Source organism: Erwinia sp. PPS120, assembly GCF_047918655.1.
Lineage (GTDB): Bacteria > Pseudomonadota > Gammaproteobacteria > Enterobacterales > Enterobacteriaceae > Erwinia > Erwinia tasmaniensis_A.
The window spans coordinates 53,355-66,120 of sequence record NZ_JBLREF010000003.1 but is presented as its reverse complement, the minus strand read 5'-3'; the positions used below and the strand labels follow the sequence as shown (position 1 = coordinate 66,120).

Below are 12,766 nucleotides of genomic sequence, written 5' to 3'. Positions count from 1 at the left end.
GCACCCTGGGGTGCCCCTTAACCGACGATGACTGGGCTTATTTAAGACCCGCGGCCTCACGCAGCTGGGCTGCCTTGTCGGTTTTTTCCCATGGGAAATGTTCGCGGCCAAAGTGGCCGTATGCAGCCGTTTCACGGTACATCGGGTGCAGCAGATCCAGCATCTGAATCAGGCCGTAAGGGCGCAGATCGAAGAACTCACGCACCAGCAGCGTGAGCTGCTCGGTAGGCACCTTTTCAGTCCCGAAAGTTTCAACCATGATCGAGGTTGGCTCGGCCACGCCGATGGCATAGGAAACCTGAATTTCACACCGATCGGCCAGACCTGCAGCAACGATGTTCTTTGCCACGTAACGGGCGGCGTAGGCCGCTGAACGGTCCACTTTAGAAGGATCTTTCCCTGAGAAAGCACCGCCGCCGTGACGCGCCATGCCGCCGTAGGTATCCACGATAATTTTACGGCCGGTCAGGCCACAGTCGCCCATGGGTCCACCGATAACGAAACGGCCCGTTGGGTTGATGTGGTATTTGGTGCCGGGGTTAATCCACTCTGCTGGCAGAACGGGTTTGATGATCTCTTCCATCACCGCTTCCTGCAGATCCTTCAGGGAAATATCTTCGCTGTGCTGGGTAGAAAGCACTACCGCATCAATACCAACGATTTTACCATCGTCATACTGGAAGGTGATCTGGCTTTTAGCATCCGGACGCAGCCAGGGCAGCGTGCCGTTTTTACGGACTTCTGACTGGCGCTGAACCAGACGGTGCGCATAGGTCACGGGCGCAGGCATCAGAACGTCGGTTTCGTTAGTGGCGTAGCCAAACATCAGGCCCTGGTCGCCCGCACCCTGTTCCAGCGGATCGGCACGATCCACACCCTGGTTGATATCAGGAGACTGCTTGCCAATGGCGTTTAATACGGCACAGGAGTTGGCATCAAAGCCCATATCGGAATGGACATAGCCGATTTCACGCACGGTATTACGGGTGATCTCTTCGATATCGACCCATGCCGTGGTAGTGATCTCACCACCGACCAGCACCATGCCAGTTTTTACATAGGTTTCACAGGCAACGCGCGCCTTAGGATCCTGTGTGAGAATAGCATCGAGCACGGCATCAGAAATCTGGTCGGCAATTTTGTCGGGATGTCCTTCTGATACGGACTCGGATGTAAAAAGGTGTTTAGCCATTTTATTCTTTACCTTACGAATACGGGTTGGAATCGACTGCATAGCGCGAAAGAGTGGGTACCAGTCTGCAATATCAAACGGGCCTTGTGCTCAGCGCCCCCTCAGGCAAAGCCGTGAGCAGTACATAGGTTCTAAGACGCTTAGAAGTTAACCGGTATGGATGGATTAACATCTGGACGGCTATTTTAGGTTACTCGTTAAGCGGATTGCCAGCATTTTTTCATGAAATCAAATTTCACCGGGGATGAAAATAGCAGAAATTGCTAACCGGTCGGGCGTTTCGCACGTTTAGATTTTGCATTTCACCGGATCCGGCTGTATAAAACGCCGCTGCTTAAAGCCTTACAGAAAGGATTGGCGGACTATCCCTCCTTTACGGCCTTTTCAGGCATGCATTCTCCATCGTCTGCACACCGGCAATCGTTTTCCAGTGCGTGCAGGTGGGTATTGTTACGGGTGGCAACCCGGTGCTCTCAGTTACCCTGAGAGGTTTTCGCTATTGACTGTCTGACTCCTGACGGAGGCCGTTACGTGTTTGATGTTATACTTCAGAAACCGACAGGTGCGATGCCGCAGCATTTTATGCTGAATTCCCCGCAAGTCGATGGGTTGTTGTCGCGGGCTTTCCCTGCGATAGTGGTTAACTGTTCCGCATTTTACCAATTTGAGGCTCGCAATGTCTGACGACATCAAGACAATCAAGGGTTCGTCAGCAGGCGAACAGGGTGTACTCCGCTCAATGCAGGAGGTGGCCATGAGCGATCAGGATGCCAGCAAGATGCTGCGCACCTATAATATTGCCTGGTGGGGCAATAACTACTATGACGTGAACGAACTGGGTCATATCAGCGTGTGCCCCGATCCGGACGTGCCGGAAGCGCGCGTCGATCTGGCGAAACTGGTGAAAGAGCGCGAGGCCGATGGTCAGCGTCTTCCTGCCCTGTTCTGTTTCCCCCAAATTCTGCAACATCGCCTGCGTTCTATTAATGCGGCGTTTAAGCGCGCCCGCGAATCCTATGGCTACCGCGGCGACTACTTCCTCGTTTACCCGATCAAGGTTAATCAGCACAAGCGCGTGATTGAATCCCTGATCAACTCCGGCGAGCCGCTGGGGCTGGAAGCGGGTTCAAAGGCCGAGCTGATGGCAGTGCTGGCCCATGCCGGAATGACCCGTTCGGTCATTGTCTGTAACGGCTATAAGGATCGTGAATATATTCGTCTGGCCCTGATCGGGGAGAAGATGGGCCACAAGGTCTATCTGGTCCTTGAGAAAATGACCGAAGTGAAGCTGGTGCTGGAAGAGGCAGAACGCCTTAGCGTCACGCCGCGCCTTGGCATTCGCGCCCGACTTGCTTCTCAGGGCTCCGGCAAATGGCAGTCGAGCGGCGGCGAAAAATCTAAATTCGGCCTTTCCGCAACCCAGGTTCTGAAGCTGGTTGATATCATGCGCGAGGCGGGTCGCCTTGAAAGCCTGCAGCTGCTGCACTTCCACCTGGGTTCGCAGATGGCGAACATTCGTGATATCGCAACCGGCGTACGCGAATCTGCGCGCTTCTACGTTGAGCTGGCGAAGCTGGGCGTTAATATCCAGTGTTTCGACGTTGGCGGCGGTCTGGGCGTTGATTATGAAGGAACCCGTTCGCAGTCCGACTGTTCGGTAAACTATGGCCTGAACGAATACGCTAACAACGTGATTTGGGCGATCGGCGATGCCTGTGAAGAGCATAATCTGCCGCATCCTACGGTGATCACCGAGTCAGGCCGTGCGGTGACCGCGCACCATACCGTGCTGGTGTCTAACATCATTGGCGTGGAGCGTAATGAATTCAGTACGCCGCAGGCACCTTCAGACGATTCACCCCGTCCTATCGTCAGCATGTGGGATACCTGGCAGGAGATGCACGAACCGAGCAACCGTCGCTCGCTGCGTGAATGGCTGCACGACAGCCAGATGGATCTGTTCGATATCCATACCGGCTACTCGCAGGGGACCTATAGTCTGAACCAGCGTGCCTGGGCGGAACAGCTCTATCTGAGCATCTGCAACTACATTCAGCAGCATCTTGATCCGAGTAATCGTGCGCACCGTCCAATTATCGACGAGTTGCAGGAGCGCATGGCGGATAAAATTTACGTCAACTTCTCGCTGTTCCAGTCAATGCCGGACGCGTGGGGTATCGATCAGCTGTTCCCGGTCCTGCCGCTCGAAGGGCTGAACAAGTCGCCGGAGCGCCGTGCGGTGCTGCTGGATATCACCTGCGATTCAGACGGCACTATCGATCACTATGTCGACGGCGACGGGATAGCCACTACCATGCCGATGCCGCAGTACGACGTGGATAATCCCCCGATGCTGGGCTTCTTTATGGTGGGTGCTTACCAGGAAATCCTGGGGAATATGCATAACCTGTTTGGTGATACCGAAGCGGTAGACGTATTCGCCTTTGCGGACGGCAGCGTGGAAGTTCAGCTTTCCGACGAAGGGGACACCGTGGCGGACATGCTGGAATACGTTCAGCTTGATCCTCAGGAGCTGCTGACGCATTTCCGCAAACAGATTAAAGAGAGCGACCTGGATGAGGAGCTGCGCGCGCAGTTTATCGCCGAGTTTGAAGCAGGTCTTTATGGCTATACCTATCTGGAAGACGAATAGTTTTCCCCTCGCGCGGTTTGATAGTAAAAGGACAGAGTATGAATAACACGCTGGGCCACCAGTACGACAACTCGCTGGTGTCTAACGCCTTCGGGTTTATGCGTTTTCCGGTTAATTTTCAGCCCTGGGATAGCGATGCTGAATGGGTAATTACCGGTATTCCTTTCGATGCGGCGACCTCTGGTCGTCCCGGTAGCCGTTTAGGCCCGGGTGCCATCCGCCAGATCTCCACCAACCTGGCGTGGGAAGGGTGCCGCTGGCCGTGGAAGTTTGATTTACGTCAGCATCTGAAGGTGATCGACTGTGGCGATCTGGTCTACGCATTCGGTGATTCTCAGGATCTGAGTGACAAACTCCAGGCGCACGCTGAAAGATTGCTGGAAAGCGGCAAGCGCATGATGACCTTTGGTGGCGATCACTATGTGACGCTGCCGCTGCTGCGCGCCCATGCAAAGCATTTTGGTAAGATGGCGCTGGTGCATTTCGATGCGCACACCGATACCTATTCTAACGGCCCAACGTTCGATCACGGCACGATGTTCCATCACGCGCCGAAAGAGGGGCTTATCGATCCTGCACGTTCGGTACAGATTGGTATTCGCACTGAATTTGATGACACTCTCGGCTTCAACGTGCTGGATGCCGCGCAGGTTAATGAGCGCAGCGTGGACGATATCATTGCCCAGGTGAAGCAGATTGTAGGCGACATGCCGGTTTATCTGACCTTCGATATCGACTGTCTGGATCCTGCCCATGCACCGGGTACCGGCACACCGGTGATCGGTGGGCTGACGACCGATAAAGCCACTAAGCTGGTACGCGGTCTCCAGGGACTGAATATTGTCGGGATGGATCTGGTCGAGGTTGCGCCGGGCTACGATCAGTCCGATCTGACCTCGCTGGCAGCCGCCACGCTGGCGCTGGATATGCTGCACGTTCAGGCCGTCAATAAAGGCATCTGACCACCAGTGTGCTAAAAAAGGGCCTGGCGCATCACTGCGTCAGGCCCTTTTTTTCGCTCAGCGTTTATTTACCTGACGCGATGCGCTCCTTAATATGCTGTGCGCGGGCAGCTGAGGCCGGGTGGGAGTCAAACATTGTGCTCTGATGACTGCCCTCCAGCGTTGCCAGTTTATCAAAGCTGGTGACCAGCCCCTGTGGATCGATACCGCGCTTCTTCAGCAGGTCGTAAGAGTAGTCATCCGCCTGTGACTCCTGCGTCTGCGAGAACTGTGCATTGACCAGTTTTTCCCCCAGATCGCCAAGCTGAGACTGCGACAGCGAGCCCGCAATGCCGCCCGCCGCACCCGCCGCCGTCCGTGCTGCGGTGGTGCTCCAGGCAACCTGCATAGCTTTACGGGTGTGCCCTAAAGCAACGTGGCCCATCTCATGACCCAGTACGCCTTCGACTTCATTATCGGTCATCAAATCCATCAGTCCGCTGTAAACGCGGATGCAGCCATTTGCCATGGCCCAGGCGTTTACGTCCTTAGTGATATAGACCTTATATTCTGCTGGCGTGCCGTTGATATTATCGCCCAGCGCCGCTGCGATTTTGTTCAGTCGCTGCGTGTAAGGGCTATCCGCTGGCGCAATCTGCGCCTCTTTATCCATCTGTTCACAAGACTTAACGCTGAGGGCTTTCACCTGGGCATTGGTGAGAGTCGCAGCCTGAAAAGCCTGTGCGCCGGACTCCATCAGGGCGTTGCTGTCGATATTGGCACAGCCGGAGAGTGCATTGGCGACGGCAAATGCCACCAGAGCAGAACGTAATTTCATTGGGTATATCCATTGAGTAACAAGAGATTAAGGGTAAAAACCTGCCATAAGGACAGGAAAGGAGAGCAAATCTGTCACAGGGCGTTATAAACGCGTTCCGCGCTAATGCATAGTTCACAGAATGAAAAATGCAAGGGCGTACCGGTTATATTGCACGTTACGCCATGTACAGACGATGGGATCTTCATGTACATTGTGGGTCGTCTTTTACAACTTTGCCTGATAACTAATTGATTAAAATAGGTTAAGGACGGCGAAGCGTTTAATCCGACCTGGAGTAGAACATGTCTTCTCGTAAAGAGCTTGCCAACGCCATTCGCGCACTGAGTATGGATGCAGTTCAGAAAGCCAATTCCGGCCACCCCGGCGCACCTATGGGCATGGCGGATATCGCCGAAGTTCTGTGGCGCGACTTTATGAACCACAATCCGAGCAACCCGCAGTGGGCGGACCGCGACCGCTTTGTGCTGTCAAACGGACACGGATCCATGCTGATTTACAGCCTGCTGCACCTTACCGGCTACGATCTTCCGATTGATGAGCTGGCAAATTTCCGTCAGCTGCATTCTAAAACCCCGGGGCATCCTGAGTTTGGCTACACGGCGGGCGTCGAAACCACCACCGGCCCACTGGGGCAGGGCGTGGCGAATGCGGTAGGGATGGCGATTGCTGAACGCACCCTGGCAGCGCAGTTTAACCGTCCGGGCCATGAGATCGTGGACCATAACACCTGGGTGTTTATGGGCGATGGCTGCATGATGGAAGGTATCTCTCATGAAGTCTGCTCACTGGCGGGTACGCTGAAGCTCGGTAAGCTGGTGGCGTTTTATGATGACAACGGCATCTCCATTGACGGTCATATTGACGGCTGGTTCACAGACGATACCGCGAAGCGCTTTGAAGCCTATGGCTGGCACGTCGTGCGCGGCGTGGATGGTCACGATGCAGATGCGATCAAAAAAGCCATCGAAGAAGCGAAAGCGGTCAGCGACAAGCCTTCACTGCTGATGTGCAAAACGGTGATTGGCTTTGGCTCGCCGAATAAAGCCGGCACGCACGATTCACACGGCGCAGCGCTGGGTGATGCTGAAGTTGCACTGACCCGCAAACAGCTGGGTTGGGAACATGCGCCTTTTGTTATCCCAACTGAAATCTATGCGCACTGGGATGCCCGTGAAGCCGGTCAGGCTAAAGAAGCCTCCTGGAACGAGAGGTTCGCCGCCTATGCGAAGGCGCATCCTGAGCTGGCTGCCGAATTCAAACGCCGCATGAGTAACGAACTGCCGGACAACTGGCAGCGTGAGTCACAGGCCTTCATTGAGAAGCTCCAGGCTAACCCGACGAAAATTGCCAGCCGTAAAGCGTCACAGAATACGCTGGAAGCCTTTGGTAAACTGCTGCCGGAGTACCTGGGAGGATCTGCCGATCTGGCCCCCAGCAATCTGACGATGTGGTCGGGTTCTAAGCCCCTCAATGAAGACGCCGCTGGCAACTACATCCACTACGGCGTACGCGAATTTGGCATGACCGCCATTGCGAACGGCATTACGCTGCACGGTGGTTTCCTGCCTTATACCGCCACCTTCCTGATGTTCGTTGAGTATGCGCGCAATGCAGCGCGTATGGCGGCGCTGATGAAAATCCGTCAGGTGCTGGTTTATACCCATGACTCTATCGGTCTGGGAGAAGATGGCCCAACGCATCAGCCAGTTGAGCAGATGGCCAGCCTGCGCGTGACGCCGAATATGAGCCTGTGGCGTCCCTGCGACCAGGTGGAATCCGCGGTCGCCTGGAAATATGCGATTGAGCGTCAGGACGGCCCTACGGCGCTGATCTTCTCCCGTCAGAATCTGGCGCAGCAGGATCGTAACGCAGAGCAGCTGGCTAACGTGGCGCGCGGTGCTTACGTGCTGAAAGAGTGTGAAGGCCAGCCCGAGCTGATTCTGATTGCCACCGGTTCCGAAGTGGAGCTGGCGGTGAGCGCATACGATCGGCTGACCGCCGAAGGACACCAGGTTCGCGTTGTCTCCATGCCGTCTACCGATGCGTTTGACAAGCAGGATGAGGCCTATCGTGAGTCCGTGCTGCCTAAAGCCGTTAGCGCGCGCGTGGCAATTGAGGCCGGTATCGCTGACTACTGGTTTAAATATACCGGTCTGAACGGCGCAATCGTGGGCATGACAACCTTCGGCGAATCAGCGCCAGCCGATAAGCTTTTCGAGATGTTTGGTTTCACCGTTGACAACGTTGTTGCCAAAGCAAAAGCGCTGCTGTAGTCAACAGGAGATTGCCCGATAACCGGGCAATCTCGCAAAGACTGAGCCGCACCCGAACGTGCGGCCGTCGCGCCTGCGAGGAGTTACACCGCAGGCGCCTTATCGCGCCTGTGAGGAGTTACACCGCAGGCGCCTTATCGATTAGCTTTCCTGGCTTTCCCTCCGTGTCCGCCTGCAGTGAGCTCTCTCCCACAGATTTTAACTCCCTGGTCTGTATGCTAACTTTCCCCTCCGTCAGGGGTTTCGACGTGCCGTGGAAGCAGCCCTGCTGGCTGACGGAGAGTGACGCGCACTCAACGGTGCCTTCCATAAAGCCGCTGGCATTAATGACCAGTTCGCGGCTGATACAGCGTCCGGTTAGCGATCCGCTAATCTCGATACGTTTTGCCGCGATCTCGCCGTTTACCTTCGCTTTTGACAGGATGTAAACCGTCTTTTCAGCATAAATTTTACCTTCAAAGGTGCCATTTATTCTGACGTCACTGGCAGCGTGGATCTCCCCGGAAAGGGTACATCCCTCGTGAATGAAGGTGGCATCTGCCTCCTGAGCCGCAACGGCATCAGGGAGGCCTTGGGGGTTATCCTGGGCGTTAGCGGTGTGCTCTGGCGTGGCTTTACGTTTAAACATTGTCATTCCTTTGGTTAAAGCGGCTTTTTCGGACGGGAAGTTAAAGACTGCATAGAGGATAACTAATGCCCCACTATAATATTGCCAGCGTGAAAAGGGGATAACCGGGCCGTACCCATAAATCAGCAGTTCGGACGCCCAGATTAGCCAGATATACCAAAGTAGGTTGTAATTCATCATGCAGCTTGTCTGTACCAGCAGAAAAGTGTGGAGATAAGGAGGGGTATGACCAGACTATCGCCGGTAGCGGTGGCGATATTTGACGCATCCTTCCTGGATGCGAAAGCGGTACAGCCTCTTCCCTGATGTTTATCCGCCAGCCCGTTTGGCTAAGCCAAAATACGTCCTGGGGGATGACAGTCTACTTGAGGTGGTTTCAATCGCGTATTTATTCACGCAATTCATTTATCGAATGTGATCTATGTCAGAATTTCTGCGTCGTGATTGATCTAACGCATTCCAATTATTCTCAGCACTCTTTATTCTGGCTGAACCGTTTCAGTTAACGTTAACGTGGCTATTTACCCACGTTCAGAGCGCGGTCAGGTGGTAATAATTTCTGTACAAACCTGGATGACTGCCTCAGGCTAACAGTCCGGTTTTGCACTGATTTCTGATGCGGGAGTGAGATGACAATTCGTATTGCCATAAACGGTTTTGGTCGCATTGGGCGCAACGTACTTCGTGCGCTCTATGAAACCGGTCGTCGTGCTGAAATGACCGTGGTGGCGATCAATGAGCTGGCCGATTCCGCAGGAATGGCCCATTTGCTGAAGTATGATACCAGCCATGGCCGCTTTGCCTGGGATGTGCGCCAGGAGCGCGATCTGCTGTGGGTGGGTGACGATACTCTCCGTATTCTGCACTGCGAAGAAATCGAAAATTTACCCTGGCATGAGCTGAATGTTGACGTGGTGCTGGACTGTACCGGCGTGTACGGCAGCCGGGCAGATGGCGAAGCGCATCTGAAAGCGGGGGCGAAAAAAGTGCTGTTTTCCCATCCGGGGGACCACGATCTGGATGCCACCGTCGTATACGGCGTCAACGAAAAAGCCCTGCGGCCTGAACACAGAATCGTCTCAAATGCCTCCTGCACCACCAACTGTATTATCCCAATAATTAAGCTGCTGGATGACGCATTTGGCATTGAGTGGGGGACCGTCACCACCATTCACTCAGCGATGCACGATCAGCAGGTTATCGACGCCTACCATACGGATTTGCGGCGCACCCGCGCGGCCAGCCAGTCCATCATACCGGTTGATACGCGGCTGGCGGCGGGCATTACCCGAATTTTTCCGAAATTTAATGACCGCTTTGAGGCTATCGCCGTACGGGTGCCTACCATCAACGTCACGGCGATTGATTTAAGCGTCACCGTGCGCGACGCCGTCAGTGCGCTTGAGGTTAACATGCTGCTGCGAAATGCGTCAGAGGGGGCGTTTAGTGGTATAGTTGACTATACGGAATTACCGTTAGTTTCCATAGATTTTAACCACGATCCGCACAGTGCCATTGTGGACGGCACCCAGACCCGGGTGAGCGGTCAGCGCCTGATCAAAACGCTGGTCTGGTGCGATAACGAATGGGGCTTCGCTAACCGAATGCTCGACACGACGTTAGCGATGGTCGCAAGCGGTTTCAGCCAGGGCGCTCTGCGCCTGTAAAAACTTAGAGAATCAACGAGAGGATTCACCATGTCTGTAATCAAGATGAGCGATCTGGATCTTGCTGGTAAGCGTGTATTAATTCGTTCTGATTTAAACGTGCCGGTAAAAGAGGGCAAAGTAACGTCTGATGCACGTATCCGTGCGTCGCTGCCAACTATCGAAGCAGCACTTAAGCAGGGCGCTAAGGTAATGGTCACCTCCCACCTTGGTCGTCCTGTCGAAGGTGAATATAACGAAGAGTTCTCCCTGCTGCCGGTGGTTAATTACCTGAAAGATAAGATTTCTTCTCCTGTTCGTCTGGCGAAAGATTACCTCGACGGCATCGACATTGCTGAAGGTGAGCTGGTCGTGCTGGAAAACGTGCGCTTTAACAAAGGCGAGAAGAAAGACGACGAAGCGCTGGCTAAGAAATACGCAGCTCTTTGCGACGTGTATGTTATGGACGCCTTTGGTACGGCGCACCGTGCGCAGGCCTCTACCCACGGCGTTGGCAAGTTCGCCCCCGTGGCCTGTGCAGGCCCGCTGCTGGCTAACGAACTGGAAGCGCTGGGCAAAGCTCTGCTGCATCCGGCCCGCCCAATGGTTGCCGTGGTCGGTGGTTCCAAAGTCTCCACTAAATTTGACGTACTTAACTCCCTGGTGAAAATTGCCGACACGGTCATTGTGGGCGGCGGTATTGCTAACACCTTCGTCGCGATCGATAACAACGTGGGTAAGTCGCTTTACGAGCCTGACTTCGTGGACGCGGCCAAAAAACTGCGCGATGAGTTTAAAATCCCGGTCCCTACTGACTCCCGCGTCGGCACGGAATTCTCTGAAACTGCTCCCTCGACCGTGAAGAAAGTAAGCGATGTGCAGGACGATGAAGAGATCATGGACTTTGGCGACGAAACTGCCGAAGCCATGGCTAAGCTGTTGAAAGAGGCCAAAACTATTCTGTGGAACGGCCCGGTTGGCGTCTTTGAGTTCCCTAACTTCCGTAAAGGTACGGAGATCGTTGCCCGGGCAATTGCAGAGAGCGATGCATTCTCTATCGCGGGTGGCGGTGATACGCTGGCGGCCATCGATCTCTTTGGCATCGAAGATAAAATCTCCTATATCTCTACCGGCGGCGGTGCTTTCCTTGAGTTCGTGGAAGGTAAAAAACTGCCGGCGGTTGCCATGCTTGAAGAGCGTGCGAAACAGTAACCTCTGGGGTGGGAGCCTGGCTCCCGCCAGAATGATTTGCCTGCCAGGCAGGTTTATTATCTTTTCATACGACCGACGAAACAGGACAAAAGAACATGTCTAAAATTTTTGATTTCGTAAAACCAGGCGTTGTCACCGGTGACGACGTACAGAAAATTTTCAAAGTGGCGAAAGAAAACAAATTCGCTCTCCCGGCAGTAAACTGCGTAGGCACCGACTCCATCAATGCCGTACTGGAAACCGCTGCAAAAGTAAAAGCGCCGGTCATTATTCAGTTTTCTAACGGCGGCGCCGCATTTATTGCGGGTAAAGGCCTCAAGTCCGATAAGCCACAGGCGGCGGCAATCCTGGGCGCTATCTCCGGCGCGCATCACGTTCACCAGATGGCTGAGCACTACGGTGTGCCGGTCATTCTGCATACTGACCACTGCGCCAAAAAACTGCTGCCGTGGATCGACGGTCTGCTGGACGCGGGCGAAGCGCACTTTGAAAAAACCGGCAAGCCACTGTTCTCTTCCCACATGATTGATCTGTCAGAAGAGTCTCTGGAAGAAAACATTGAAATCTGTAGCGGTTACCTGAAGCGCATGTCCAAACTGAACATGACGCTGGAAATCGAACTGGGCTGCACCGGCGGTGAAGAAGATGGCGTAGATAACAGCCATATGGACGCATCTGCACTCTACACTCAGCCTGAAGACGTTGATTACGCTTACGAGAAACTCAATGCTATCAGCCCGCGTTTCACCATCGCAGCGTCATTTGGTAACGTTCACGGCGTCTACAAGCCAGGTAATGTGAAGCTGACTCCACCTATCCTGCGTGATTCTCAGGATTATGTGAGCAAGAAACATAACCTGCCGCACAACTCTCTGGACTTCGTTTTCCATGGTGGATCGGGTTCTTCTGCTGCAGAGATCCAGGAGTCTATTGGCTACGGCGTAATCAAAATGAACATTGATACCGATACGCAGTGGGCAAACTGGGACGGTATTCTGCAATATTACAAAAAGAACGAAGGTTACCTGCAGGCGCAGCTGGGTAATCCTGAGGGCGCAGATAAGCCGAACAAAAAATACTACGATCCGCGCGTATGGCTGCGTGCCGCACAGTCTTCAATGATTGTGCGTCTGGAGCAGGCCTTTAAAGAACTGAACGCGGTAGACGTGCTGTAGTGATAAGCTGACTGTAACCGGCCGCTTAAACGCAGCGGAGGATCTCTCACGAGATCCTCCGTTTTTTTTGGCTGATTTCTGGCCCACGGGCCGCCTCGCCGGTGAATCAAACGGCTCAATCACGACTAATTTGGCATCTGACGGTTTTTTTGATTACCCTTGATCTCTGGAATGTCAGTGACAACTGGCTATGGATGGCGGCTAA

General features: G+C 54.0%; 10 protein-coding genes. 7 read left to right on the top strand and 3 right to left on the bottom strand.

Annotated features, from left to right (window positions below; genetic code table 11):
* Positions 1 to 37: 37 nt before the first annotated feature.
* The gene (gene metK / locus ACLRGG_RS01665; protein ID WP_416248122.1) at positions 38 to 1,192 is read right to left on the bottom strand and encodes a methionine adenosyltransferase; all 1,155 of its coding nucleotides are present in this window, start codon (positions 1,190 to 1,192) and stop codon (positions 38 to 40) included.
* 567 nt (positions 1,193 to 1,759) lie between these two features.
* Here metK and ACLRGG_RS01660 point away from each other — a divergent pair.
* Genes ACLRGG_RS01660 through speB form a run of 3 tightly spaced genes read left to right on the top strand, consistent with a single transcriptional unit; the run spans position 1,760 to position 4,807 of the window.
* Positions 1,760 to 1,876: a virulence promoting factor gene (locus ACLRGG_RS01660; protein ID WP_416248156.1), complete on the top strand. Its 117-nt coding sequence runs from the start codon at positions 1,760 to 1,762 to the stop codon at positions 1,874 to 1,876.
* On the top strand, positions 1,869 to 3,845 hold the full coding sequence (speA, locus tag ACLRGG_RS01655; protein ID WP_416248121.1) for a biosynthetic arginine decarboxylase: 1,977 nt from the start codon (positions 1,869 to 1,871) through the stop codon (positions 3,843 to 3,845). The genes ACLRGG_RS01660 and speA overlap by 8 nt, the downstream gene beginning before the upstream one ends.
* A 38-nt stretch (positions 3,846 to 3,883) precedes the next feature.
* Positions 3,884 to 4,807 (top strand): agmatinase, encoded by a 924-nt coding sequence (gene speB / locus ACLRGG_RS01650; protein WP_416248120.1) that lies wholly within the window; start codon positions 3,884 to 3,886, stop codon positions 4,805 to 4,807.
* Between the two features lie 64 nt (positions 4,808 to 4,871).
* Here speB and loiP read toward each other — a convergent pair whose 3' ends face one another.
* Positions 4,872 to 5,624 carry a metalloprotease LoiP gene (gene loiP / locus ACLRGG_RS01645; RefSeq protein WP_416248118.1) on the bottom strand — a complete coding sequence of 251 codons (753 nt, stop codon included), beginning with the start codon at positions 5,622 to 5,624 and terminating at the stop codon, positions 4,872 to 4,874.
* Positions 5,625 to 5,908: 284 nt separating this feature from the next.
* Between loiP and tkt the strand changes: the two genes are divergently transcribed.
* Positions 5,909 to 7,900, top strand: a complete 1,992-nt coding sequence (gene tkt, locus ACLRGG_RS01640) for a transketolase (protein ID WP_416248117.1) — start codon at positions 5,909 to 5,911, stop codon at positions 7,898 to 7,900.
* 118 nt (positions 7,901 to 8,018) lie between these two features.
* Here tkt and ACLRGG_RS01635 read toward each other — a convergent pair whose 3' ends face one another.
* Positions 8,019 to 8,528, bottom strand: coding sequence for a bactofilin family protein (locus ACLRGG_RS01635; RefSeq protein ID WP_416248116.1), 510 nt, complete (start codon positions 8,526 to 8,528; stop codon positions 8,019 to 8,021).
* Positions 8,529 to 9,157: 629 nt separating this feature from the next.
* Here ACLRGG_RS01635 and epd point away from each other — a divergent pair.
* The 3 genes from epd (at position 9,158) to fbaA (ending at position 12,561) form a co-directional block, all read left to right on the top strand.
* Complete coding sequence (gene epd / locus ACLRGG_RS01630; protein WP_416248115.1) at positions 9,158 to 10,195, top strand: erythrose-4-phosphate dehydrogenase; 1,038 nt, start codon at positions 9,158 to 9,160, stop codon at positions 10,193 to 10,195.
* 30 nt (positions 10,196 to 10,225) lie between these two features.
* The gene (pgk, locus tag ACLRGG_RS01625) at positions 10,226 to 11,386 is read left to right on the top strand and encodes a phosphoglycerate kinase (protein ID WP_416248114.1); all 1,161 of its coding nucleotides are present in this window, start codon (positions 10,226 to 10,228) and stop codon (positions 11,384 to 11,386) included.
* Positions 11,387 to 11,481: 95 nt separating this feature from the next.
* Positions 11,482 to 12,561 carry a class II fructose-bisphosphate aldolase gene (gene fbaA, locus ACLRGG_RS01620; RefSeq protein ID WP_067708858.1) on the top strand — a complete coding sequence of 360 codons (1,080 nt, stop codon included), beginning with the start codon at positions 11,482 to 11,484 and terminating at the stop codon, positions 12,559 to 12,561.
* Positions 12,562 to 12,766: the final 205 nt, after the last annotated feature.

Bases quoted from the DNA above. Each gene is read 5' to 3' on its own strand.
- epd (WP_416248115.1), top strand. From the start codon at position 9,158: ATGACAATTCGTATTGCCATAAACGGTTTTGGTCGCATTGGGCGCAAC.
- fbaA (WP_067708858.1), top strand. From the start codon at position 11,482: ATGTCTAAAATTTTTGATTTCGTAAAACCAGGCGTTGTCACCGGTGAC.
- tkt (WP_416248117.1), top strand. From the start codon at position 5,909: ATGTCTTCTCGTAAAGAGCTTGCCAACGCCATTCGCGCACTGAGTATG.
- pgk (WP_416248114.1), top strand. From the start codon at position 10,226: ATGTCTGTAATCAAGATGAGCGATCTGGATCTTGCTGGTAAGCGTGTA.
- loiP (WP_416248118.1), bottom strand. From the start codon at position 5,624: ATGAAATTACGTTCTGCTCTGGTGGCATTTGCCGTCGCCAATGCACTC.
- speA (WP_416248121.1), top strand. From the start codon at position 1,869: ATGTCTGACGACATCAAGACAATCAAGGGTTCGTCAGCAGGCGAACAG.
- ACLRGG_RS01660 (WP_416248156.1), top strand. From the start codon at position 1,760: ATGCCGCAGCATTTTATGCTGAATTCCCCGCAAGTCGATGGGTTGTTG.
- metK (WP_416248122.1), bottom strand. From the start codon at position 1,192: ATGGCTAAACACCTTTTTACATCCGAGTCCGTATCAGAAGGACATCCC.
- speB (WP_416248120.1), top strand. From the start codon at position 3,884: ATGAATAACACGCTGGGCCACCAGTACGACAACTCGCTGGTGTCTAAC.
- ACLRGG_RS01635 (WP_416248116.1), bottom strand. From the start codon at position 8,528: ATGTTTAAACGTAAAGCCACGCCAGAGCACACCGCTAACGCCCAGGAT.